18 protein-coding genes and 3 tRNA genes are annotated in these 26,336 nt (G+C 34.6%); 7 read left to right on the top strand and 14 right to left on the bottom strand.

The annotated features are described in order from the left end of the window. Window position 1: 1 nt before the first annotated feature. The 6 genes from PI23P_RS02835 to PI23P_RS02810 form a co-directional block, all read right to left on the bottom strand. A complete protein-coding gene (locus tag PI23P_RS02835; RefSeq protein WP_004569216.1) occupies window positions 2-802 on the bottom strand; it encodes a tetratricopeptide repeat protein in 801 nt (266 codons plus the stop codon). 1 nt (window position 803) lies between these two features. Continuing rightward, on the bottom strand, window positions 804-1,850 hold the full coding sequence (locus PI23P_RS02830; RefSeq protein ID WP_026288377.1) for a vWA domain-containing protein: 1,047 nt from the start codon (window positions 1,848-1,850) through the stop codon (window positions 804-806). 116 nt (window positions 1,851-1,966) lie between these two features. Then, complete coding sequence (locus tag PI23P_RS02825; protein ID WP_004569214.1) at window positions 1,967-2,971, bottom strand: vWA domain-containing protein; 1,005 nt, start codon at window positions 2,969-2,971, stop codon at window positions 1,967-1,969. Further along, window positions 2,958-3,881 (bottom strand): hypothetical protein, encoded by a 924-nt coding sequence (locus PI23P_RS02820; RefSeq protein ID WP_004569213.1) that lies wholly within the window; start codon window positions 3,879-3,881, stop codon window positions 2,958-2,960. Before PI23P_RS02820 ends, PI23P_RS02825 begins: the two co-directional genes overlap by 14 nt. 13 nt (window positions 3,882-3,894) lie before the next feature. Then, entirely contained in the window at window positions 3,895-4,764 is an 870-nt protein-coding gene (locus PI23P_RS02815; RefSeq protein WP_004569212.1) for a DUF58 domain-containing protein, read from the bottom strand. 95 nt (window positions 4,765-4,859) lie between these two features. Beyond that, the gene (locus tag PI23P_RS02810) at window positions 4,860-5,849 is read right to left on the bottom strand and encodes an AAA family ATPase (protein ID WP_004569211.1); all 990 of its coding nucleotides are present in this window, start codon (window positions 5,847-5,849) and stop codon (window positions 4,860-4,862) included. Between the two features lie 132 nt (window positions 5,850-5,981). On the opposite strand from PI23P_RS02810, the gene PI23P_RS02805 reads away from it, so the two are divergent. The 6 genes from PI23P_RS02805 (at window position 5,982) to PI23P_RS02780 (ending at window position 20,036) form a co-directional block, all read left to right on the top strand. Further along, window positions 5,982-6,545: an RNA polymerase sigma factor gene (locus PI23P_RS02805; protein ID WP_004569210.1), complete on the top strand. Its 564-nt coding sequence runs from the start codon at window positions 5,982-5,984 to the stop codon at window positions 6,543-6,545. Between the two features lie 72 nt (window positions 6,546-6,617). After that, window positions 6,618-7,604 carry a FecR family protein gene (locus tag PI23P_RS02800; protein ID WP_004569209.1) on the top strand — a complete coding sequence of 329 codons (987 nt, stop codon included), beginning with the start codon at window positions 6,618-6,620 and terminating at the stop codon, window positions 7,602-7,604. An 18-nt stretch (window positions 7,605-7,622) separates the two neighbouring features. Beyond that, window positions 7,623-10,559, top strand: a complete 2,937-nt coding sequence (locus PI23P_RS02795; RefSeq protein WP_004569208.1) for a TonB-dependent receptor — start codon at window positions 7,623-7,625, stop codon at window positions 10,557-10,559. 157 nt (window positions 10,560-10,716) lie between these two features. Continuing rightward, window positions 10,717-13,581 carry a TonB-dependent receptor gene (locus PI23P_RS02790; RefSeq protein ID WP_004569207.1) on the top strand — a complete coding sequence of 955 codons (2,865 nt, stop codon included), beginning with the start codon at window positions 10,717-10,719 and terminating at the stop codon, window positions 13,579-13,581. Window positions 13,582-14,100: 519 nt separating this feature from the next. Continuing rightward, window positions 14,101-16,788, top strand: a complete 2,688-nt coding sequence (locus tag PI23P_RS02785) for a TonB-dependent receptor (protein ID WP_004569205.1) — start codon at window positions 14,101-14,103, stop codon at window positions 16,786-16,788. A gap of 308 nt (window positions 16,789-17,096) precedes the next feature. Beyond that, complete coding sequence (locus PI23P_RS02780) at window positions 17,097-20,036, top strand: TonB-dependent receptor (protein WP_004569204.1); 2,940 nt, start codon at window positions 17,097-17,099, stop codon at window positions 20,034-20,036. Window positions 20,037-20,158: 122 nt separating this feature from the next. Here the strand turns inward: PI23P_RS02780 and PI23P_RS02775 are convergent, their stop codons facing one another. From PI23P_RS02775 to PI23P_RS02760, 4 genes are all read right to left on the bottom strand, one after another. Further along, window positions 20,159-20,920, bottom strand: coding sequence for a UDP-2,3-diacylglucosamine diphosphatase (locus tag PI23P_RS02775; protein WP_004569203.1), 762 nt, complete (start codon window positions 20,918-20,920; stop codon window positions 20,159-20,161). Window positions 20,921-20,935: 15 nt separating this feature from the next. Continuing rightward, window positions 20,936-22,507 carry a S41 family peptidase gene (locus PI23P_RS02770; protein ID WP_004569202.1) on the bottom strand — a complete coding sequence of 524 codons (1,572 nt, stop codon included), beginning with the start codon at window positions 22,505-22,507 and terminating at the stop codon, window positions 20,936-20,938. Continuing rightward, the gene (locus PI23P_RS02765; protein ID WP_004569201.1) at window positions 22,500-22,925 is read right to left on the bottom strand and encodes a deoxycytidylate deaminase; all 426 of its coding nucleotides are present in this window, start codon (window positions 22,923-22,925) and stop codon (window positions 22,500-22,502) included. Before PI23P_RS02765 ends, PI23P_RS02770 begins: the two co-directional genes overlap by 8 nt. A gap of 141 nt (window positions 22,926-23,066) precedes the next feature. Continuing rightward, entirely contained in the window at window positions 23,067-23,648 is a 582-nt protein-coding gene (locus tag PI23P_RS02760; protein WP_004569199.1) for a HupE/UreJ family protein, read from the bottom strand. A gap of 131 nt (window positions 23,649-23,779) precedes the next feature. Here PI23P_RS02760 and PI23P_RS02755 point away from each other — a divergent pair, with 131 nt between their 5' ends. Then, window positions 23,780-24,622 carry a DMT family transporter gene (locus tag PI23P_RS02755; RefSeq protein WP_302846525.1) on the top strand — a complete coding sequence of 281 codons (843 nt, stop codon included), beginning with the start codon at window positions 23,780-23,782 and terminating at the stop codon, window positions 24,620-24,622. Between the two features lie 72 nt (window positions 24,623-24,694). On the opposite strand, the gene PI23P_RS02750 is transcribed toward PI23P_RS02755, so the two are convergent. From PI23P_RS02750 to PI23P_RS02735, 4 genes are all read right to left on the bottom strand, one after another. After that, a complete protein-coding gene (locus tag PI23P_RS02750; protein ID WP_004569197.1) occupies window positions 24,695-25,237 on the bottom strand; it encodes a glutathione peroxidase in 543 nt (180 codons plus the stop codon). Window positions 25,238-25,888: 651 nt separating this feature from the next. Then, window positions 25,889-25,974 (bottom strand) — tRNA-Leu (locus PI23P_RS02745). A 21-nt stretch (window positions 25,975-25,995) separates the two neighbouring features. Beyond that, window positions 25,996-26,067, bottom strand: a tRNA-Gly gene (locus tag PI23P_RS02740). A 22-nt stretch (window positions 26,068-26,089) separates the two neighbouring features. After that, a tRNA-Asn gene (locus PI23P_RS02735) sits at window positions 26,090-26,163 on the bottom strand. Window positions 26,164-26,336 lie beyond the last annotated feature (173 nt).

Here is a 26,336-nt window from a genome sequence, read left to right as displayed (position 1 = left end):
TCTACCAATCTTTCTCTTGTTTTATTTTCTTCCCTTTTGCTTTTTTAGCATTCATTTTCTTCTGGGTTTTCTTTTCCTCGTTATTTAAGCTTTCTAACAATTGCTTTACTTGTTGCGGAGACATTTTTCCTTCTTTTGGCTTAGGCTGCTTTTTATCTTGTTCTTTATTTTTGTCTGAATTTTGCTTTTTATCTTGTTCTTTATCTTTGTTTTTATCATTTTTTTGGTCCTTGTCTTTGTCTCCGTTAGGATCATCTTTAGGATCCTTGTTTTTATCTTTCTTGTCATCATTTTTGTCATCATTTTTATCTTTTTTTTTGTCGTCTTTATTTTCCTTTTTCTCCTTGTCTAATAGTTTTTGAGCAACGGCGAGATTGTAGCGGGTTTCGTCATCATTGGGATTACTTCTTAGCCCATTTTTAAAAGCATCTACAGCACCTTGGTAATTTTTAGATTCCATCATTGCATTTCCTATATTGTGAAATGCGGCTGCTTTTGTCGCTGGATTTGTGGCTGTTTTTGTGGTCAGCTCGTACTGTGGAATGGCTTCTTTAAAATTTTTATTTTGATACAAGGCATTTCCTAAATTATAGTTTGCTTTGTCATAATTAGAATTTTCCCCCAATGCTTTTTGATAAGCCACAGAGGCATCTGTAAATTTTTCATTTTCATACAATTCATTGCCTTGACGCAGCATTTTTCTTGCCTGCCTTTGTTGTGCAATGGTATCTTTTTGAGCCGCAATTTTTTGTGTTGCAGAGAGGCTTAAAATAAGGAGTAGAAGATATTTTACTTTTTTCATTTTAGGACTTCTTTTTTTCTTCGTTAAATAAATCGACTTTTCTCAACCACCTTGTTTTTTTATCAAACAGGAAGGTGTCTAAAATTAGAAAGAACAATCCGATGGCTAAAAACCATTGAAATTGGTCTTTGTAATCAGAAAATTGTTTGGTTTCAAATTCACTTTTTTCAGCATTCGCAATAATTTCAGCAAGCTGGTCTACGGGGTTTTCTGTAACATTCCCGTCAATATAGGTTCCGTCAGAGGTATCGGCAATTCCTTGCAAAACTTCAGAAACACGTTTGCTAATAACAGTTTCACCTTTATTGTCTTTCTTGTAACCAATCATTGCGCCATTTACGCGGATGGGAATAGGACCACCTCGTGCTGTCCCAACTCCAATCGTATATATTTTAACTCCGTTATTAGCTAAATTTTGTGCCACCTGTTTTGTTTCCTCCTGGTGGTCTTCACCGTCTGAAAGAATGATTAGAAAGCGGTTGGTTTGTTCATCGTTGTTATAATAGGTTTTTGCCAGTTCGAGTGCTTCATTAATTGCGGTTCCTTGACTTGAAACCATATCTGGGTTGGCATTTTGCAAAAACATATTCGCTGCGGCGTGATCTGTGGTTATGGGCAATAAAGGATACGAATTACCGGCATAGACAATTATACCAACACGATCTGAACCTAAACGATCAATAATTTTAGAGATAATTTGTTTTGATTTTTCTAGACGGTTTGGAGCAATGTCCTCGGCCAACATGCTTTTAGAAATGTCCAAGGCAAACACAATATCGACACCTTCTCTTTTTATTGTTTTTAGCTTGCTACCCATTTTTGGGTTGGTTAAAGAAATGATGAGAAAAGTCATTCCCAAAAGGAGTATTGTAACTTTTAGAGCCGCTTTAAATCCAGAAGCATTGGGTGCTAATATCTTTAATAGTTTGGGAGTAGAAAACTTTTGCTGTGTCCTTTTTTTCCACCATAAAACAAACAAGAAAAGAACAAGCATGCTTGGCACGATGAGCAGAAGGTAAAAATAAATGGGTTCTTCTATTTTGTACATTTTTTAAATGGCTATGCGGTTATTTGCGTTTTGTGGTACCTTTTTATGTTTTATTTTTAGTAACAGTGTACAGTTCAAGTAGTCTATCTAATACCAACAGGGGCTTCCATGAAATTTTAGAGAAAGCTCTTAAACAGCGTGTTTTTTAAAACAAACTCTAACAGTAAGAGTCCAATGCTTAAAAAGATGAAAACTCTAAATTTTTCTTGATAGTTATAGTATTTGAATTCTTCTATTTTTGTTTTTTCAAGCGCATCAATTTCATCATAAATTTCTTTTAAAGATTGGTTGTCTGTCGCTCTAAAATATTTTCCGTCCGTGGCTGTAGCGATTTCCTGTAAAAGTTTTTCGTCTATTTCTACTTGTTGCTTCCTAAAATTTAATTTTCCCGTTCTCGGGTCTTTACTCCATGGGAAATCTGCCATTCCGTTTGTTCCAATTCCAATGGTGTACACTTTTATTTCTAGTTCCCTTGCAAGCTCTGTTGCAGTTCTTGGATCAATATTTCCTGCGTTATTTACACCATCAGTTAGTAAAATAATAACTTTACTCTTTGCGGTACTTTCTTTTAGTCTGTTCACTCCAGAGCCTAAGCCCATGCCGATAGCTGTTCCACCATCTAACTGACCCCATTGAAGTTCAGAAATCGTTCTTTTTACAATGTTTTTATCACTGGTAATTGGTGTTTGCGTAAAGCTTTCCCCTGCATATACTACAATACCAATGCGGTCATTGGGTCTTCGGTCTACAAAGTCTATGGCTACTTTTTTAAGGGCCTCCAGTCTGTTTGGTTTTAAGTCTCTTGCCAACATACTCGCAGAAACATCAATTGCCATGATAATATCTATACCGCTATTTGTCTTTGTTTTCTTGCTTACCGCAACATTTCTCGGGCGTGCCAGAGCGATTATAATTGCTGCCAACGCAAGAAGGCGCAAAAGGTACAATACTGGTTTTAATTTCGACACAAAGGACGTTGTTTTAAATCCTTTGATGCTGGGTATTGTGAGAAGAGCGGTATCTTTTTTTCGCATAAAAAACTGCCACGCTGCAACGAGTGGAAGCACAAGCAGCAGCCAGAGAAACTCAGGGTTGTAAAATTCAAAATTACTCCAGTTCATCTTCTTCTTCTTCTTTGATTATTGTTTTTGGCTTTAAGTTGCCTATGATATATTCTGCATCTCGCCGATCGTCTTCAATTTCTATGGCCAAAGGTTTGGATTTTGCAAACTTCACTAAATCGGCTTCTCGGAATAAGTCTTTTAAGAGTTCGATGGTTTCTTTTGAAGTATCAACCGTGTCTGATTTTTTAAAGATATTGATCATTTCTAAGACTTCATCAGTAGTTTTTTCTAGGGCGGGAACTTTTAATTCACGTTCGATATACCCACGAACAATTTCTGTAAGTTCAGAATAGTACTCTTTTGTTTTATTATTTTGCCACAACAGCTTTTCATCCAAAGCTGTTAGTTTTAGAAGCGCTTCTTCATAAGGGGGTAATGCTTTGTATGTTGAAATTTCTATTTCTGATTCTCTTTTTCGGATGACAAACCAATATATCCAAAAACCCACGATTGCTAAAATAGCCAAAAGGAGATACAGATAAAGGCTAAAATCATCAAATGTATACGGCTCTTTCTGAATTGTTTTAATGGGAAATTTTTTCACTTTCGTTGTGTCTATTCTAATGGTAGCAACGTTTATCAGAAGAGAATCTGTTAGAAAAGCTTGGTTTTTTACAAAAATTTGCTGTTGTGGAATGTAAAAGGCACCGCTGTCGAAACCTGTTAAAATGTAGCGTCGAATCAAACTGTTTTTCAGTGTGTCTGTGCGGGTGGAATCGATAATTTCGAGTCCTATTAAGCTTATTTTTGGGATGATAACATTCTCGATCTCTGCAACAGAAATTTTTAATTGAAATTGTTCTCCAATTCTGATATTGGTGGTGTCTATTTCTGCTCTTACCATTGGTTTTTGAGCGAATCCAATGACTGAAATAAAAAGAAAGATGTAGCGGAGTTGTTTTTTCATTTTTAAAAAGGAACTATCTTCCTTTGTGTTTAAAGTAGCCCAATAATTTTTTTACATAATTTTCATCAACACGTGCGCTAACACTTCCTGCACCACTCCTTTTAAACATATTTGTATAATAATCAGAGAGCTTTAACGCGTTGCTCTTATAACTTGTTCTTACCGATTTAGAGGCCGTGTTAACCAATTGAATCATGCCAGTTTCCGAATCTACCATGGGTACCATTCCTAAATTAGGAATCTCTTCATCACAGGTATCAAATATTCGAATTCCAGTCAAATCGTGTTTTTTAGCTGCAATTTTTAATGTTTTTTCGTAAGCATCGTCCATAAAATCAGAAAGCATAAAAACAATGGCTCTTTTTTTTAGGACACTGGATAAAAATTTCAATGCCGCGGCGATATCTGTCTTCTTACTTTTGGGTTGAAACTCAATAAGCTCTCTAATGATTCTTAAAACATGACTTTTTCCTTTTTTTGGAGGAATAAAAAGCTCAATATCGTCAGAAAACAAAATGAGTCCAACTTTGTCGTTGTTTTGGGTTGCAGAAAAGGCCAAAGTTGCAGCGATCTCTGTTACTGTATCTTTTTTAAATTGTGTAGCGGTTCCAAAAAGTTCGGAGCCCGAAACATCTACTAAAAGCATCATGGTAAGTTCACGTTCTTCCTCAAAGACTTTAATATATGGTTCGTTGTAACGGGCAGTAACATTCCAATCAATTGCGCGCACATCATCGCCAAACTGATATTGGCGCACTTCTGAAAAAGTCATGCCTCGGCCTTTGAAAGAAGAATGATATTCTCCACCGAAAATATCATTAGACAAGCGTTTTGTCTTAATTTCTATTTTTCGAACTTTTTTAAGTATTTCTTTGGTATCCATGTGCTCGGTAGACGGTATTCAGTGGTAATATATAATCTGTTTTCGCAGTAGTATTAAAGCGCAGTTAGTACTTGTTAAGAAACACTTTGGTGATTCTATGGTACCTCAATCTCGTTAATGATGGCATTTATAATGTCTACAGAAGTTACGTTCTCCGCCTCTGCTTCGTACGTAATTCCTATTCTATGTCGGAGCACATCAAAAACAACTGCCCGCACATCTTCTGGAATTACATATCCCCTTCTTTTGATAAAAGCGTAACATTTTGCTGCTTTTGCTAAATTGATACTTCCACGAGGAGAAGCTCCAAAATTAATTAAATCTTTTAGATTTGCAAGGTTGTATTTTTCTGGGTATCGCGTAGCAAAAATAATATCTAGGATGTATTTTTCAATTTTTTCATCCATGTATACTTCATTCGCGACCGCTCTCGCTTTTATAATCTGCGCAACAGAAATTACTGGGTTTACCGTGGCAAATTCTCCAGATAAATTCTGACGCATAATAAGCTGTTCATCTTGCAATTTTGGGTAATCGATAACTACTTTCAACATGAACCTGTCTACCTGTGCTTCTGGCAGTGGATAGGTACCTTCTTGTTCTACGGGATTTTGAGTTGCCATTACCAAAAAAGGTTCGTCTAATTTAAAGGTGGTATCACCAATAGTGATTTGACGTTCTTGCATGGCTTCTAATAAAGCCGATTGTACTTTCGCAGGTGCTCTGTTTATTTCGTCTGCCAAAACAAAATTTGCAAAAATAGGACCTTTTTTAATCATGAAGTCATTTTCCTTCATATTGTAAATCATGGTTCCAACGACATCTGCTGGCAATAAATCTGGTGTAAACTGCACTCTGCTGAAGCTCGCTTGAACGGCCTTGGAAAGCGTGTTAATTGCTAAGGTTTTTGCCAGGCCAGGAACACCTTCTAATAAAATATGACCATTTCCGAGGAGTCCAATTAACAAGCTCTCAATCATTTGTTTTTGACCGACAATCACCTTGTTCATTTCTAAGGTAAGAATATCTATAAAGGCGCTTTCTTTCTCGATCTTCTCATTAATAGCTCTTACATCTACATCCATGATATCTTATATTAGGTTTTATTTTTAAAAACAAATCTACAATTTTAACATATTTATTCTTGTTAAAAGTAGGTTAAAGATGCTTCGATATTTTTGTTTACTTTTATAACGGTATTAAGAACCTATTTATTCATGGAAAAGTTAACAGATAAATTTTTATGGAATGCATTGAAAGAGGGCGATTTAAAAGCCTTTTCTGTGCTTTTTGAAAGTTTTTATCCGGCACTCCATAGCTATGGCTTGAAAATATCAAAGAGCACCGTGGTTACAGAAGACACCTTGCAAGATTTTTTCTTATATGTATACGAACATCGAGAGCACTTGAGCGACTTAGAGACCATTGCTCCCTATCTTTTTACTTCTTACAAACGTTTTTTGTTGAAAGTGATGAAGAAAAATGAAAAGATGAAACATACAGATTTCTCAAATGAAAATTTTATTGACATTCAATTTACCGCAGAAGAGGTAATTACCAATCAAGAAACTGTGCTCTTTAAAAATAAAAACTTGTCTCTATTATTAAATAAATTACCAAAAAGACAAAAGGAAGCCGTTTACTTAAAGTATTACACTGGTCTAAATGCGACAGAAATAGCGGAAGTAATGGATATAAATTACCAAAGCGTTGTAAATATATTGCACAAAGCAATTAAGAGTCTTAAAGAAGGAATAGCGATTGTGAAATTATTTAACTAGGCTTTAACATAATTTTAAGAGTAGAAAAAGAGAAAGAGTTGCTTATATAGATAGAAGAAAGATACAATTGAAATGATTAAGAAAAAGTATGACCACATCAATGATTTTTTAGAAGACGGTTCTTTTAAAAATTGGTGTTTACAAAACAATGGCACAGATATAAATTTCTGGGAGTTTTGGATTGCGAACAATCCCGAGAAGGGTGCACTTGTAAACAAGGCAAAAGACCTTGTTTTAGGAGTTTCGTTTGATGCAAAATTGGTTTCCAAAGAAAAAGTTGCTTTCGAGTGGAATAAATTAGAAGCAAAAATACAATCAAATAAAAAAATTAAAAAAAGAAAAGTACGCTTCTTACCGCGATTTGCTGCTGCATCTGCATTGCTGATAATTTCTCTCAGTATTTATTTCGCAGTTGGCAAGACAAAGGTTACCCACAAAACAAATTATGGCGAAATTTTAAATATAAAGCTTTTAGATGGGAGTGATGTAACCCTAAATTCAAACTCAACTTTATCTTATTATAAAGATGAAAGTCGGAAAGTTTGGCTTTCTGGAGAAGCCTTTTTTCAAGTGGATAAAAAAGTAGCAACTCAAGCAAAATTTTGGGTTTTAACAGACGATTTATCTGTCGAGGTATATGGCACTTCATTTAATGTAAACACAAAAAAGAAAAAAACAGCAGTCTTTTTAGAAGAGGGTAGTATTTGGCTGAAACTTAAAAATGGAGCTGACAAAAAGATGATTCCAGGAAATTATATTGCTTACTCAGCGAAAAAAGATGAAATTTTAGAAGACAAAAATATTTTTAATCCCATTATAAAAACTTCGTGGAAAGATGGGTCTTTACTTTTTGAAAACTTATCTTTGGAAAAAGCAATGGAAAAGATAGAAGAATCTTACGGTTTTTCTATCGTTTTTAAAGAGGATAAAACTAAAAATATTTTAATAACTGGAGCAGTTCCTATTACAAATATTGACATCTGTATAAAAGCTATAGAAAAATCTGTTGACGTAACTATTATAAAAAAAGATAATAGCTTAATTATTAGTGAGAAATAGGCAATATAATACGAGTACATGATTTTAAGATCAATATTCATAAAAGGAATATTTTTTGTTCTTGTAAGCTGCGTTTTTCAAGTAACGACAGCGCAAGAAGGTAAAAAAAGTGCAGTTTCTTTGTCTGGTTTACTTGACAAAATTGGGAACAAATACCAAATTTTTTTCACGTACAAAGCAAATCTAATCTCCAATAAATACCTACAAGAAGAAGGATTTACAAATCTTTCTTTGAGTGCTTCTATTTCTTTGTTAGAAAAGCTTACTCCTTTTTTCTTTGATGACTTAGGAAATAATTATTACGTTATTTACCTTAAAAAAACCGCAAATAAAAACAGATCTGTCAATAGGGAAAAGATCATTTCTTCGAATATTATTGGACTTAATACTTTTTTCAAGGGAGAACGAATCACTGTTAGAGGCATTGTTCTAAGTTCAGACAGCACGCCGCTTGTTGGTGCAGCACTTCAAGAAGAACAGTCTTTGTCAGGTACTACCACAGATTTAGATGGAACTTTTGAGTTTGAAATTCAAAAAGGAAATATGGTAACAGTGAGCTTTTTAGGACACCGTTCTAAAGCGCAAAAACTCAACTCAGAGATATTCCATACCCTCGTTTTGGTATCGGGTCAAGATTTAGACGAAGTTCAAGTTGTAGGATCTAGAAATAAAAACAGGATGGCTACTGATACTCCTGTGGCTATCGATTTTATTGATATAGAAAAAGCATCCTCTAAAAGTAGTCAGGTGGAAATCAATCAATTTTTACAATATACCATTCCTTCTTTTAACGCTTCAAAACAGTCTGGTGCAGACGGTGCAGATCACATAGACCCTGCTACAATTAGAGGCTTAGGGCCTGATCAAACACTTGTCTTGGTCAATGGCAAAAGAAGGCATCAAACCTCTTTAATAAATCTGTACGGAACGCGAGGTAGAGGGAACTCGGGAACAGATTTAAATGCAATTCCCATTTCAGCAATCAAAAGAATAGAGTTGCTAAGAGACGGTGCTTCTGCGCAATATGGCTCCGATGCAATTGCAGGAGTTTTGAATATTGTATTAAAAGATACAGATAATGAATTAAATGTTACTTCGACACTTGGGTTTAACAATGCAGACAGCGAGGGAATTTTTCCAAATAGCGTAGACGGTTTTACCTATAAGTTTGGTTTAAATTATGGAACGAAAATTAATGAAGGGGGATTTATAAATTTTTCTTCAGAAGTGTTGTCTACAGAAAATACGATACGACCTGGCACAAGTGCAAGAGAAAAATATGGGCAAGCTGCTGTAAGAAATGCCAGTATTTTTTTAAATGCAGAAATACCATTGCACAGGAGTGCTAAACTTTATGTCAATGGAGGATTTAATTTTAAAAATACTGCGGCATTTGCTTTTACCAGAAATCCAAACAGTAAAAGGAATGTGAAGGCAATTTATCCAAATGGGTTCAACCCATTAATTACTTCAAATATTATAGACAATTCGCTGTCTATTGGTATACGTACCTATTTAAAGGGTTGGAGCACTGATTTAAACAATGTAGTAGGAAGAAATAATTTTCAATATTTTATTAAAAACACATTAAATGCGACTCTTAAAGAGTACTCTCCAACAGAGTTTGATGCGGGTGGCCATCAATTGATACAGAATACAACAAGTATCGATTTTTCTAAGTATTTCTCGAAGAAAATAATTGGATTTAATATTGCTGTAGGATCCGAATATCGATTGGATAAATACAGAATATTTTCTGGGGAAGAAGCCTCTTATGGGTCCTATGACGTGCAGGGAGATTTTGTAAATTCCGAAACTCCACCTTCAGACTACACTAGCTTTAATGGACAAATAGTGCCTGGAGGCTCCCAGGGTTTTCCTGGGTATTCTCCAGAAAATGAAGTAAATCGAAATCGTTCTAATATCAGTTTTTATTTAGATACAGAGATTGATTTTTCTAAAAGATTCATGTTAGGTACTGCTGTGCGCTTTGAATATTATAGCGATTTTGGGAGTACGTTAAATTACAAATTGGCCTCCCGATATCGGCTTTCCAACAAATTAAATATGAGAAGTTCGTTTAGCACTGGTTTTAGGGCTCCCTCTTTGGTACAATCTTATTACAATTTAAAATTCACAAATTTTATCGGAGATGCGCCTTCAGAGTCGCTCTTGGTCGCTAACAATAGCCCCATTGCACGAAGGTTTGGTATTGAAAATCTGAAAGAAGAAAAAGCACGAAATTTTAGTTTTGGATTAGCAACAAAGTTAGGTGCAGCATTTAATGCTACCATTGATGCCTATTACGTAGCGGTGAAAGATCGGATTATTTTAAGTGGAAACTTTGATGCTTCAGATTTGAACATAGATGTTGACAATGTGCAATTTTTTGCAAACGGTGTGGATACAAAAACGACAGGTGTAGACCTTGTCTTAAATTGGGGTAAAAAGTGGGATCACAGTGAATTGACGTTAAACTTGTCTGGCAACGTAAATGAGATGAGCATTACAAAAATCAAAAATAAAAACTTAGACAAAGAGACCTTTTTTGGAGCTAGAGACCGTCAGTTTTTGATAGCCTCTGCTCCAAAAAACAAATTTAATTTAGGGATTCATTATCAATATAAAAAGTTAAAAACCTCTCTAAACTTTACGAGGTTCAGCAGTGTTCAATTAATTGATTGGAAAATAACACAAAGTTTATCAAAATTTAATAATTCAGAAATTGAAAGGCTAGCTGCGGCAACAGATATTTATCGTGCAAAGTTAACAACAGATCTTCATTTTAGTTATCAATTAAATCGCTTGATTAATCTTCAAATAGGGACAAATAATTTGTTTAATATATACCCAACAAAGCAAGATAGTTTCACCGACAGTGGAGGATTATGGGATGCTACACAAATGGGTACAAACGGAGCTTTCTATTACACAAAATTGAATATTAAGTTGTAATAAGATAGTCTTTTCTTCATTTTTTATATTTATTTTAAAAATAAATATTTATTGAAGAGTATATTTTTTCTTTTTCGCTCTTATATAAGAAATCGGGCATTGCATTTACAAAGCAAAAGGCACTGATAAATCACTTTTATTAACTAATAACTTATTTATGAAACAAAAGTATTTTTTAAAGGCATTTACAATTGCCTTTATGTTTATGTTACCATTAGGTTTCATGGCACAAACAGTAAAAGGAAAAGTATCAGACAAATCGGGAAGTGCGTTGCCTTTTATGAATGTCCTTGTGAAAGGAACTTCTACAGGAGCGACAACCAACGATGCAGGTGAATTTAGTTTAACAGTAAAAAGTTTACCAGTAACTATTGTTGTTTCCTCTCTTGGATATACAACAAAAGAAGTAAAAGTAACGCGGAATGTGTTCTTGAATATTACGATTGCAGAAGGTGGTGAGTCTCTAGGCGAAGTTGTTATTACAGGATCTAGAACTCCAGCGAGGTCCAATACAAAGAGTCCTTTACCGATCGATATCGTATCTGCAAAAGATTTAGTAGCTACCGGTCAAACTAGTTTTGACAAAGCGTTACAATATAAAATTCCATCTTTTAGCACCGTACAAACTCCGGTAAATGATGCAACTTCTTTATTAGATCCGTATGAAATTAGAAATATGGGACCAAGTAGAACTTTGATCTTAATAAATGGAAAACGTAAAAATTTATCTGCTTTGTTATACACACAAACCTCTCCAGGTAGAGGTGAGACAGGATCTGATATTTCTGGAATTCCTATCGATGCAATTAAAGACATTCAAGTATTAAGAGACGGTGCATCTGCACAATACGGTTCTGATGCAATTGCGGGGGTAATCAATATTATTTTGAAAGACGGAACTGACGGAGGTTCTGCAACACTAAGAACAGGAATTACTTCTGCAGGTGATGGTGAAATGTTTGGTGTTTCTGTAAACAATGGTTCTGTGATTGGAGAAGACAAAGGGTTTATCAACTATACCGTAGATTTTTCTAAAACAAAAGTATCTAATAGACCAGGTACGGTAAGTGCTGCTGGTGAAGCTGCAGATTTTGGAGCAGATTTAGGGGTTGTTCAAGAATTTTTATCTAGAAATCCAGATGCTAATAATATCAATGGTGCACCAGAAACTGCTGCAGCAAAGTTTTTAGTAAATGGCGAGTATAAATTAAGTGAGCAGTCTAAATTATATTTTAATGCTGCTTTTATTAATAAAAAAGTAAATTCTTTTGCAAATTACAGAACTCCGTATTGGAGAACAGTAGATGCATTCCCCTATTTAGCAAACTTCTTCCCTGGAGATAATCCAACAAATGCTGGTGGGTATGATGGGTATGTACCTACTTTTGAAGGTGACCTAAATGATTACAACGCTACAGTTGGTGTTAAATCTGTAATTAACGATTGGAATATAGATGCTAGTTTTACAACTGGTGGAAATTCTCAAACGTATAAAGTAAACCAGTCTCATAACAGGAATATCGTATATTCTCCGTCAACTTGGGTAGATGCAGACGGCAATGGTGTTATTGATAACGGAGAAATTACTGAAGGGGCTCAATTATATGGAGCAAACTCAAAGCAATCCTTCGATCCAGGAGGAACAGGATTTTACCATAATGTTGGAAATTTAGATGTTTCTAAAATTTTGACAGAGAATTTAAGTGTTGCTTTTGGTACAGAGTTTAGATATGAAACTTTTGAAGTAATCGAAGGAGAATTAGCTTCTTATGATGGTGGTGGTGCAGATTCATTTGCAGGAAACAGTCCGGAAAACTCAGGACAATTTACACGTTACAACTTTGGTGGGTATGCTTCTTTAAATTGGAACCCTATTGAAAACTTAACTTTAGACGGTACTATTCGTTCAGAAAATTATTCAGATTTTGGAAATGCGTTTGTATGGAAAGCAAGTGGTGCTTACACGATTAATGACAAGTATACTTTAAGAAGTTCTTTGTCTACAGGGTTTAGAGCACCAACCTTACACCAAATTTATACGCAAAAAGCGCAGTACTCTTTTGTTCCTGGACAAGGAATTCAAGTAGGTGGTTTGGTAAATAATGTATCTTCTCAAGCAGGTTTACTAGGCATCCCTAAATTAAAACAAGAAACGTCTACCAACTTTACACTTGGTTTGGGTGGTAAAGTAAATAGAAATTTAACGTTTACTTTAGATTATTATAGTATTAACGTAGCTGACAGAATTGTATTAAGTACCGAAATTGGTGCTTCAGCTGCAGGAAATACAGCTTTAGATTTAATTTTAAATGAAAATAATTTATCTGATTTAAGTTTTTTTACAAATGCAATTGACACTAAAACATCTGGTATCGATTTGGTTATTGGATACAACAAACTTAAAGTAGGTGAAGGAATGTTAGGATTTAATTTATCTGGAAATTACGTAATAGAAAATGCAAGAGATGGAGCAGTTAAAAATCCAGCGATTGTTGCAGCAGCAGGACAATCTGTAGTAAACGAAACGCAAGAAGCATTGTTTTTTACGTCTAGACCAGAAATGAAGTTGATCTTAGGAACTACCTATGATATTGGTAAATTCGGTTTTAACTTGAATAATACTTATTTTGGGAAAACAAAATTTGCGCAACAAGGGTTGCAGGATTTAGAAAGTATCTTTTTAAATTCAGCTGATATTCCTGCAGGAGCAGCACAAGACGGCGGTTCAGATTTAAGAACAGAATTTACTCCAAAAGTAGTTACAGATTTAGGTATTAACTATAATGCTACTGAAAAGTTAACATTATCATTAAATGTAAATAACTTATTTAATGTGTTACCAGAATGGAGCTTTACAAATGCAACTGCAACAGGTCAAGCAATTCTTGATGGTGCAGCGGTTTCAAATTCTCCTTCTAATCTAATTACCTTTAACCAACGTTATTCTCAAATGACATATGATGGGTATCACTTTAGCCAATTAGGAACGATGTTTAATCTTTCTTTAAACTATCAGTTTTAGTAAAACTAAATTTTAGGAATATTAAAATGCTACTCGAAAGAGTAGCATTTTTTGTTTAAAGACCCTTTGAAACACTTTGAAACACCTTAAAATAGCGCTGAATTTTAAGAATATTGAAATGTTGCTTTTAAGGCAGCATTTTTTTTGTTTAAATACCTTTAAAAATAGTTTTAAAAAACCTCTCATAGATTAAGGAGGAGTAAGTAATTTAAGAACGGTTTTTTTATTTAGTGAAATTATGATATCGCCTCCTATCAATGCCTTTGGATGCACATCTGTTTTTTAGAGAAATTCCAAATAAAGAGATTTTAGAATTGCTGATAGTTCAAAAAAACAAAGTTAAAAAGCAGGTCTCAAACTATCCAAAATAGCACTGTTTTAAAAAATGCATTTTATGTAAAAAAAAGTTAATTATTGTATTAAAAAGTACATTTTTGTCAATATAATTTGTTATTTACAGATAAAACCACAACCTTTACATAGAAATAATTCTTAATATTAACCCGAAATATAATAATTATGAAACAAAAAATACATTACACATTTTTAATACTTCCCATTTTATTGTTGCTGCCTTTAGGTTTAATTGCGCAGACGATCGAAGGAAAAGTGACAGACAAATCAGGAATTACGCTTCCCTATATGAATATTGTGGAAAAAGGCACAAAAAATGGGACCACGACAAATAATTCTGGTGAGTTCTCTATCAAAGTAAAAAGTTTACCTACAATTCTGGTAGTATCCTCTCTTGGTTTTATGAGTAAGGAGATAAAGGTTTCTTCTAAAAAATATTTAACAGTAGTTGTTGAAGTTGACAATGTTTCTTTAGATGAAATTGTTCTCGTAGGTAGTAGAGGTAAACCAAGAACGGCTTTTGATTCTCCAGTGCCTATTGACAATATTAAAATATCAGAATTAGCACAAACAGGAAAAGGGGTTTTAGACCAACAGTTAATGTTTAAAGTTCCTTCTTACAATTCTACACAACAGCCTGTTTCTGACGCTGGCGCTCACTTTAGTCCTGCAGACCTTCGAGGATTGTTTCCAAGTAGAACCCTTGTTCTCGTAAATGGAAAAAGAAAAAATGCAAGTGCGTTAGTGTATAGTTATGTGACTCCTGGTCGTGGTGAAGTAGGTGTAGATATGAAATCTATTCCTGCTGCGGCATTAGAGCGTGTGGAGATTTTAAGAGATGGAGCAGCAGCTCAATACGGGTCAGATGCAGTTGCAGGTGTGATTAATCTAGTCATGAAAAAATCAGTAGCACCATTTATAAATACAAGTTATAGCGTAACATCAGAAGGTGATGGAGCGCAATATCAATTAGAAACAGGTTTTGGAGTAGACATCGCAGACAAAGGGTATGCAAATTTCACGTTTAGTTATTTTGATCAGGAGCGCACGCAACGCGCGGGGAAAATTACCAGTGTTGAAGATGAAGCAAACTATTGGAAAGCAAGTGATCAAACGACTCAAGAATTTATTACAGATAATAAATTAGAAGCATTTTTACAAAGAAATCCAAGTGCAGGTTTTCAAGTGGGAATACCAGACATGACAATTACGAATTTTTCCTATAATATGGGATATACACTAGATGAAGAAACGCAAACAGAAGTGTATTCTTTTGGAGCTTTGGCAAATAGAACTGGGTCTGCAGCACAATTTGCAAGAGTACCCTATTGGGTGCCTGGTTTTGAGCAAATATATCCAGGAGCAGATTTTTTCCGAGCAGAAATGTCCCCTCAGATTAAAGACAATACCTTTTCATTGGGTATAAAAACAGTATATAACGGGTGGAATTTTGACTTGAGTACCACTACAGGTAAAAATAGAATTGATTATTACATAACCAACTCTTTTAACCAGTCTTATGGGGCAAGCAGTCCTTCAGATTTTTACAATGGAGCGCATCAATTTAGCCATGTAGTGAACAATTTAGACCTCTTTAAAGTATACGAAGGCGCAGATGACAAAGCGATTTCTGTTGCTTTTGGTGTAGAGCACAGAACCGAACGTTTTGTAACCGAAGCAGGAGAGTTGGCGTCTTATGAAGGTAGTGGCTCACAATCTTTTGGTGGATTTTCACCAGAGAATGTTGCGGATGATTACAGAAGTAACATTGGAATGTATACGGACATCAGTATAGACCTTTCGAAGGCTTTTTTAATTGGAGGTGCCTTGCGTTATGAGAATTATTCAGATTTTGGTTCTAACGTAAGTTGGAAGTTAAATTCTAGATGGAAAACAGCAGATGATAAGCTGGCGATAAGAGGGTCTGTTAGTAGTGGTTTTAGAGCGCCGTCATTGCACCAAATGTTTTACACAGCGAGAACAACAACACTAACCACAGACGGAATTCAACAAAATGGAATTTTGAATAATTCAGATCCAGCACTAAGAGCATTGGGAATTCCTGAACTAAATCCAGAAACTTCTCAGAGTATTGGAGCAGGTGTTTCGTACCGTATTACTAGAAAAATTGGCTTTACAGCAGATGTGTATCAAGTAAAGGTAGATGATAGAATAGGCCTTTCTGGTCAGGTAACTGCAACAGATGATGCCTCAAGTCCTATAGATCAAACTTTAAGTGCTGCGAATGTTGGCGCAGTTGGTTTTTTCTTAAATGCGATTGATACGAGAACAAGAGGTGTAGATCTTGTATTAAGTTATGATTATATTAATTTAGGTAGCGGTCAATTAAGCGGAAGTATCGCGGCTAATTTTAACAAAACAGAAGTGACAGGATTTAATTTCCCTAAGTTTATACAGGACAATAATTTACAGGATGCTGTTTTCTCTAGAGAAGATATTTCTAGAGTGGAGACTTGGAGACCACAACAAAAGATTATTGCTGCTGTAAATTATAAAATTGAGAAGTTTAGTGCCGGAGTCTCTTTTATGAATTATGGAAAAGTAACCTATAGACATGCTTCGGATGCTTCTAATGATGCCACGTATGGAGGTAAAACCTTAACGGATATTAACTTTGCGTACAATTTAACAGAAAAATTAAACCTTTCATTAGGAGTCAATAATCTATTTAATATTTATCCAGATACTTTTGCAGACGCTTATAGTGATACTGGAGGCGTTCCTGGTGACAGAAACTTAGATTTTGTGGGTAGATTTAAATATCCTTGGCAAACTACACAGTTTGGTATTGATGGGACAAGAGTATTTACCAAATTAGCATTTACTTTCTAAACTTTATCAAAAGTAAATAGGATCTGAAAAATCACATAATTAATGTTTTAAAAATAAAAAAGACTGCTCGTTAGAGTGGTTTTTTTTATTTTTAAAACGAACATAAACGATTCTTTTACGGTCAAAAAATTTCCCCAAAAAAATACATCTAGTAATAGTTGTGCATAAAATTAAGATTATTTTTCACAAAATTATTTTGAAGCTTCTAATTTAAATTCAAACAAAATAAAATTAAATTTTGATGTTTTTTTTGCTTTTTACAATAAAAACTGCAATATTTGTTAAGAAACAATTAAAACTCGATAATTATGAAACAAAAAAAAACAACACAATTTTTAATGTTTTCTTTTTTGTTTTTGCTCCCTCTAGCAATGGTTGCTCAAACAATTAAGGGAAAGGTAGTAGACGCTTCAGGGGTGTCCTTACCTTACATGAATGTCATTGTAAAGGGAACTTCAAATGGAACCACTACAAATGACACTGGCGAGTTTAATCTTACAGTAAAGAGTTTACCAACTACAATTGTTGTTTCAGCGATGGGTTTTGCAAGGAGAGAGATTCTTGTTAAGAACATCTCTTTTTTAACAGTGGTTGTTCAGCAGGATAATGTTTCTCTAGAGGAAATTGTTGTTATTGGGTCTAGAAATCCAAACAGGTCTATTATTGACTCTCCTGTTCCCATCGATATTGTGGATATAAAAGAATTGGCAGTAGCGTCACCACAAGTTAATTTAAATCAAATTTTAAACTTTGTAGCACCCTCGTTTACCTCAAATACACAAACAATTTCTGATGGAACAGATCACGTAGATCCTGCTTCATTAAGAGGTTTAGGTCCAGATCAAGTATTGGTGTTAATTAACGGCAAAAGAAGACATACTTCCTCTTTAATAAACGTAAACGGTACTTTTGGTAGGGGTTCTGTAGGAACAGATTTAAACGCAATACCAGCAGCAGCTATTAAAAGATTAGAAGTGCTAAGAGACGGTGCAGCGGCACAATACGGCTCTGACGCGATTGCAGGAGTGATTAATATCGTTTTAAATGAAACGGTGAACGAGTTGTCATTAGCAGTTACTACCGGAGCAAATTTTAGTAAAAATTCAAACTCACAAACAGGTGGTGTAGACGGTGAGACGACTAACATTAGCGCAAGCTACGGATTGCCTTTAGGTGAATACGGTGGTTTTATTAATTTTTCTGGAGATTTCGATGTACGTGAAGAGTATAACAGAATGAAAGAATGGGAAGGAAATATTTTTAATGGATACAATGTAGTTGAAAGATTGGCAAATGCTGCTGATTACGATACCACGAGATTTCTTTCGTTAGCAAATGGTTTAGATCCCGCTTCAAATGAATACAACACTACTTTAAACGACTTAAAAGGGTTTGCAAATGCAGCTGGTTATTCGACGAATGCAGGAGATGGTCTATCTCAATTACAGACAAAATTAGGAGTTGACGCAACGGATGCTGAATTAGCGGCAAGAGATCAGAATAGATCAGATTACAATATGAGAGTCGGTCAATCGAGAGTGCGTGGAGGTAGATTTTTTGCAAACTTTAAATTGCCTTTAGATGACAATGGAACTGAATTGTACTCTTTTGCAGGAATTAGCTCAAGAAATGGAAATTCTGCAGGTTTTTACAGATTACCAAACCAGTCGAGAACGTTTACACCTGCGTACAATAATGGTTTTTTACCGGAAATTAATTCAACAATTTCTGATCAATCTTTGGCAGTTGGTATCAAAGGAAAAATTGGGGAGTGGAATGTAGATTTCTCCAATGCCTACGGTAAAAACGCTTTTGATTTTATTATTGGAAACACCTACAATACCTCCCTAGGAAATGCATCTCCAACTGTTTTTGATGCTGGGGGTTTTTCATTTACACAAAACACAACGAATTTAGATATCTCTAAATTTTATGAAGACACTTTTGAGGGTTTTGGAGTTGCTTTTGGAGGGGAACACAGAATTGAAAACTACCAAATTATTTCAGGTGAAGAAGCATCTTATACGCAGTATCAGGCAGATGGGTCCACTTTTAACGGTATTTCAGGTACCAGTCCTCTGAAAGACTTTTTTGGAAGATCCAGGCCAGGAGGAGCTCAAGTATTTCCAGGGTTTGGTCCTAAAAATGAATTGGATAGAGCGAGAAATAGTGTCGCAGCATACTTAGATTTAGATGCAAAGTTTTCAGAAGAATTTTCAACTACTTTTGCAACACGTTACGAGAATTATTCAGATTTTGGTTCAACTATAAACTTTAAGTTGGCTTCTATATATAAGGCCACTGATAACTTAAGAATTAGAGCTTCATTTAATACAGGTTTTAGAGCACCTTCTTTACATCAATTAAATTACAATTCAACATCTACAATCTTTCAAGATGGAGTTCCTTTAGAGGTTGGTACGTTCGCAAATGATAGTAGGGCTGCACAATTGTTAGGAATTCCTCAATTAAAAGAAGAAACTTCTAATAGTTTTAGTGCTGGTTTTACAGCAAAATTACCAGAAGCTAACTTAACTTTTACCGTAGATGGGTATGTGGTTAATATTGCTGATAGAGTAGTGTATACGGGGCAATTTAAGCCGTTGCTTGATAGTAATGATGTTCCAATTGATGCAGCGAATACAGAGCTTGCAAGTTTGTTAGTGCAAGCAAATGCAACTGCGGCGTCTTTCTTTGCAAATGCAATAGATACAGAGTCTAAGGGAATCGATGTTGTAATTTCACACAAAGCGCGCTTAGGAAACAGTACAAGATTAAAAAGTGATTTGTCTGGAACTTTTTCTCAAACAAGACAAGTAGGTGGCATTAAATCTTCACAAATTTTAAAAGATGCAGGTCAAGAGAACACTTATTTTCCTGAAGATAGTAGAATTTATTTAGAAGAAGCAGTGCCAAGAACAAAAGTGAATTTAACAAACACTTTAACTACAGGGAAATTTAATATTTTCTTTAGAAACGTTTATTTTGGTAAGGTTTCTGAGGCGACAAATTCAATGGCAAATCAACAAAACTTTAGTTCTAAAGTGGTCACTGATTTGTCTCTTGGTTATAAAGCTACAGAAAATTTAACTTTAACTGTAGGAGCGAATAACCTTTTAGATGTGTATCCAGATAGAGCTATTGAAGCAAACCGAAGTAGTGGTCGTTTTGATTGGTCTAGAAGATCTCAACAATTTGGAGTTAGTGGTCGTTTCTTATTTGCAAGAGTAAGTTTAAACCTAAAATAAAATCTAAATACAAGCACTAAAAAAGGCGGCAATATGCCGCCTTTTTTAGTGCTTAAAAATTGAAAATATTCAAGTTATTTGTTTTTCAAAATAGTCATCCTTTGAAAATTTAACTGTTATAATTAGAATTCTTTTAACCGAAGAGTGTCTTCACTAAATTCACCGTAGGTGAAGTATTTAATCCAGTCGCCAAGATTGACGTATGTGCTATCTTTTTGTAAATTTATCTCTAAAGGTAAATGTCGATGTCCAAAAACAAAGTAATCGTAGTGTTTTGTTTCTAATTTTCTTTTACAATATAGTGCCAGCCATTCGTTTTCTTCTCCTAAAAATTTGGCATCTTCTTCTCCAGAAATCAATTTGTTTTTCACAGACATGTATTGTCCTAATTGCACTCCAATGTCCGGATGAAGCCACCTAAAGAGCCATTTGAAGAGTGGAAAGGTAAATACTTTTTTCATGCGTTTATAGCCTTTGTCTTCTGGGCCTAAACCGTCTCCATGACCAATAAGAAGCCTTTTATTATTGATGATAAATATTTGAGGAGCGTGATAAACAGGAATGTTTAGCTCTTTCTCAAAATAATCACGCATCCATAAGTCATGGTTTCCAACAAAGAAGTAAATGGGAATTCCTGAATCTCTAAGCGCTGCTAATTTCCCCAGAACACGCACAAATCCTTTGGGGACTACGGTTTTGTATTCAAACCAAAAGTCAAATAAGTCTCCCAATAAAAAGAGCGCTTCCGCATCTTTCTTAATGTGGTCCAACCAGGCTACAAATTTTTTTTCTCTCGAAAAACTAGCTTCTGCATTCGGTGCACCTAAATGCTGATCGGAAGCAAAATAGACTTTTTTGTTTTCTGTAGTGGTTATAATTGTCATGCCTGCAAAGGAAAGCTATTCAGTCATACTTTCCAACTCTAAAACTTTTAGAAGCATGTTGTCTTCTTTGTGAATTATTTTGTAAAATCCAATGTCTCCGAAAAGTACACTAGCAATGGAGGCTTTTAAGTATCTTTTGAGGTTTACTTTATCTTTATAAGTCGGTTTAATTCGTTCTTTAATTGCAGCAAGATATTGTGTAAATACCTTTTCATCAGTATCAAAATTTTCAACAAATTTATCAATGTCTATTTTTTCTAACTGTTTTCTATTTGCATCTACATAATCAAAAGCAAAATCATTGATGCTTTGAAAGTAGAAGGGAGATAGGTAGGCAGTTGTATTTATAGGAACAAAAATATCAGGTATAATACCACCACCACCATATACAATTTTACCTTTGGGAGTTGTATATTGTAAAGAGTCTATTACCGGTATACTGTCTTTGCTTAAGAGTTCTCCGCTTGCCACCCTTTTCTCGTATTCTTTATAGTAGCTTTCATTTCCATTGCCAGAATATGGTTTTTGAATAGAGCGACCTGTAGGCGTATAATAACGTGCTGTTGTTAATCTCACTGCAGAGCCATCGCCTAAATCCATTTCTATTTGCACCAAGCCTTTTCCAAAAGAACGCCTTCCAATAATGGTTCCTTTATCGTTGTCTTGCAGGGCGCCTGCAACAATTTCTGAGGCAGAGGCTGAGTTTTCATCAATTAAGACATACAGGCCTCCTTTTTCAAAGTCCCCTTTTTTTGTTGCAAAAGATTGATAAATTTCATTTTTATTATTTTTGGTGAACACAATAAGTTTGTCTTCTTCTAAAAATTCGTCAACAATACGGTTGGCAATGTCTATAAATCCCCCTCCGTTTCCACGAAGATCTAAAACTAAGGCTGTCATACCGGCTTCTTTTAAATTCTGTAACGAAGATTTAAATTCTGTGTAGGTATTTCTAGCAAAACGATCAAGTTTAATATATCCAATAGCGTCGCGAAGCATGTAGGCGAGGTCGACACTTTTAATATTTACTTTTCCGCGTTTAATTTTAACATTAAAAAGAGAATCGGTGCTTTTTCTATAAATTTGAAGCTTCACTTCTGTATTGGGTCTTCCTTTTAAATACTTAGGGATGGCTTCAGTGCGTAAGTTTTTACTAAAAAGCGTATCTTTATTTGCCATTAAAATACGATCTCCTGCCTTTATACCAGCACGGATACTTGGACCTCCTTTGATGGGTTGAATTACTGTAATAGAGTCTGAGATCATTCTAAATTGAACGCCAATACCTACAAAGTTTCCTTGCATATTTTCTTGGACAGCTTGAAGTTTTTCTTTTGGAATATACACAGAATGCGGGTCTAACTCTCCCAGCATTTGGGTGATTGCTACATCTAAGAGACGTTCTGTACTTACTTTATCAACATAGTCGTTTTCGATGAAATTGATCAGTTTTTTTATTTTTTGTTCTTGGGCTGCACTTTTTGAAAAAGAGACAAACGGGTTTGTACTTCCTTCTAAAAATGTGCCAATGAAAATTCCAAAAACTACTGCGATTGAAAGAAATATAAGAATGTTTTTTTTAGTCATAAGGTAAATTCATTAATTCAACGCCTGCTTTTTCTAGAAATTTTAATCCGGCATCATCTTTATACGCATTGGCGTACACTACTCTTTTTATTCCTGCTTGGTGAATTAACTTACTGCATTGAGTGCAGGGCGAAAGGGTAATATACAGGGTTGCACCCTCTGCAGATTGCGTGGAACTTGCTACTTTTAAAATTGCATTGGCTTCGGCATGTAGCACTTCCCATTTTGTATTCCCACTTGAATCTTCACAACAATTTTCAAAACCAGTTGGTGTGCCGTTAAAGCCGTCTGAAATGATCATTCTGTTTTTAACGATTAAAGCACCTACTTGTTTGCGTTTACAATGAGAAAGCTTTCCCCATTCTAAAGCCATTTTTAAATAGGCTCTGTCATATTTCAACTGCTTTTCTAAAGTCATAACTACAAAATTAAAGATATAAATAAGATTGTAACGTTAATAAATAGCAAATTTTTGTGATGCAGGTGTTTTTTAGGTATTTGTTGGGAAGTAGGGGTTGATGTCCAGGAGCGCGCTGCGAGGTTTTAATATTTTTTGAGACTACCAAAAAACACGATTTAACATCATTTGGAAAGAAAAACCGACTACAATTGCGGAACAAACGAGTATCCAATCTCTTTTGGTAACGTTAAAAAAGTTTTGAAGAAGGGTTCCAATCAAAATAATCTTGAGAACAATTAATACCTGTGCGGCTTCAATTCCCAAAGCAAATTCTAACAAAGGAAAAAACTTTTGATCTCCTTTGCCAACCATAATTTTAAAATAGCTAGAAAAACCAAAACCATGAATAAGGCCAAAAAATAAAGCAAAAAGTAAGTTTGTGTTATTCTTTCCTGCCGATGTTTTTTTTGCTGTTAGAATATTAACGGTCCCTGTGATTAAAATGGTTACCGGAATTAAAAACTCGATCCATTTCATCTGAACACTTACAATGCCGTAAGAGGCAAATGCCAAAGACGTTGTATGTCCAATCGTAAATAATGTAATAAGCCAGCCTACTTTTTTGAATTGTGGAAAGTTGAAAACAACAGCTAAGACTATTAAAAACAATAAATGATCATAGGCACTCCAGTCTATTACGTGGTGCAGCCCCATTTTAAAATATAAAATAAAATCGTTCATTTTTGCGTTTTAGCGATCGCTCAAAGATATAGAAAAGGAAACCAAGAGTTCTAGGGATCGCTACGATAATAGTAGTATTTTTGTCGTCGGTACAATACCCCTTCAGTATTTCTCTAAAAAAGTCCCTTTTTATGAAAAATAATAGTGCTATTTATTATATGATCTTTAGTGTTATTGCCTTTGCGATGATGAATGCTGTGGTCAAATATTTAGGTGCGTTTAGTGTCTATCAGATAGTTTTTTTTAGATCTATTGGAACTTTGGTGTTTACAGTTCCAATCATTTTAAAACATAAAATCCCCATGTTAGGTACCAATAAGAAATTATTGATTTTGAGGGGAGTTCTTGGTGTTTTCTCACTGACTTGTTTTTTTCAAACTTTGAATTATCTCCCAGTGGGCACTGCCGTTTCTTTCCGGTATACATCTCCTATTTTTGCCGTTATTTTTGCAGCTATTTTTTTAAAAGAAAAGATAAAGCTGGTGCAATGGTTATTATTTGGAATTGCTTTTATAGGCGTTTTAATCATAAAAGGTTTTGGAGTAGATGTCCATTTAATAGGCTTGATTTTTGCTATTTTATCAGCTGTTTCATTGGGACTTATATTTGTTGTGATTCGTAAAATTGGAAATACAGAAAATCCATTTGTAATTATAAATTATTTTATGCTGCTGGCGCTAGTTTTTGGTGGGGTAATGTCTCTCAATAATTGGAAAACTCCAGATCTAACAGAGTTGACCTTACTTTTAAGTTTAGGTGTTTTTGGCTATGTTGGTCAATTGTATATGACCAAAGCATTTCAATCCAACGAGACAAATACTGTGGCCCCTTTAAAATACTTGGAAGTCGTTTTTACAATTATTATTGGCGTTTTATGGTTTGGAGAAACTTACAATGGCTGGACCTTATTGGGTGTTTTCTTAATTTTATCAGGACTCTTTTACAATCTCTTTGTTAGTAAAAAAGTTAAGTAAACTGAGTGAAAGCAGCTCTAAAAAAACGCATTATTTTGCTCCTTTTTTTTTAATTTTTCTTTGCAGAGTGCTTTAGATTAATTTGGTTATTCTGTTACTCATCGGTTTGGTCATGGAATAAAAAACATCAATTAAGTTTCCTTGTTCGTCTACTAAGTATTTTTGAAAATTCCATTTTACAGAAGAATTCTTTTTACCGTTTTTAGCTTTTGAGGTTAGCCAAGTATATAATTTGTGTTGCGCACTTCCTTTTACTTTAATTTTTGCACTTAGTGGGAAATCTACGCCAAAATTTAAGCGACAAAAAGTTTTAATTTCCAAAGCTTTACCTGGTTCCTGTCCTCCAAATTGATTGCAGGGCAAACCGATAACCACTAGCTTTTCTTTATACTTGGTGTACAATTCTTGCAAACCGTCGTACTGATTTGTAAACCCACATTCAGAAGCTACATTGACAAATAATATTTTTTTTCCTTTGAATGCTTTTAGGTTGATATTCGTTCCATCAATCCCCTCCAATTGAATTTCGTAAAGTGATTCACTCGATGTTGATTGACTTTGAGCTATTGAATTTAAACAGCTAAATAGTAGGATGAGGTAGGTGATTTTTTTCATGGTATTGTTTATATAAGGCTTTACAAATATACGCTTATTGCAAAGCTCCAAAAAACAATCAAAATCAAAAAAAAATAGACTTTTTTGATTTTGGTAATATAATTTGAGCGGAGGAGAAGATGTAAGCTTCAATACAGTTTGTTATCCCTTCATTTTGGATTGATTTAACGGTAAGCATTGCAAGTTTATTAGTTAGGTTACAAAGGGTATCTTATTGATGAGAGAATTGCAGAACAATTATTATTATTATTTCAAGCATAAATAGATGAGATCGAAGATTGTTTAATTAAAAACATCAAGCAATTTGTGCCTTTTTTTTGAGAATGTTTGGTTCGTGGTGATTATTTTTAGTAAAAGTACATTGTGCATTCGGGTGTTCAGGATAAAAATTTTAAGTATTCTTTCAAGAATCTTTTGCGAATATAGGTGCAATAAACCATACTTTTAAAATCTTTTTTCTATTTCAAAACGATTAATTAGATAAGCTTGATATAAAAAAAAGGCTTTTACTTATTGCTATTGTGGTACTTGTTTGCAAAGTTTTATTTATTCAAATAACCTTAGACTGTTAGTTTTAAGTAAATGATTGGCAAGATGAGGTAATTAAAAACAAAAAACCGTTGAAAATCAAATGATTAACAACGGTTATCGTACTGAAGGCGGGACTTGAACCCGCACGGCCATTACTGACCACTGGATTTTAAGTCCAGCGTGTCTACCAATTCCACCACTTCAGCATTGGTATGAATTCATAATTGAGCGAAAGACGGGATTTGAACCCGCGACCTCCACCTTGGCAAGGTGATGCTCTACCCCTGAGCTACTTTCGCAGTCAAATAATTATGAACTTTGCTCCTCTTCAAGGACTCGAACCTTGGACCCTCTGATTAACAGTCAGATGCTCTAACCAACTGAGCTAAAGAGGAGTTTGCCTCACATTTGTGATTAGCGAGTGCAAATATAGATTTTTTTATAATATCACCAACTATTTTTGTAAAAAATATTATTATTTTTCACTTTAATATAATAAAAATAAATTCTACTTAAAATTCCAAATTTTTGTATTTTTGTTCCCATAATATGCTTTTCGCAAAAGCAC

The sequence above is a fragment of the Polaribacter irgensii 23-P genome (assembly GCF_000153225.1).
Classification (GTDB): domain Bacteria; phylum Bacteroidota; class Bacteroidia; order Flavobacteriales; family Flavobacteriaceae; genus Polaribacter; species Polaribacter irgensii.
The sequence above is the reverse complement of the archived record's forward strand: the minus strand, read 5'-3'. Positions and strand labels throughout refer to the sequence as shown.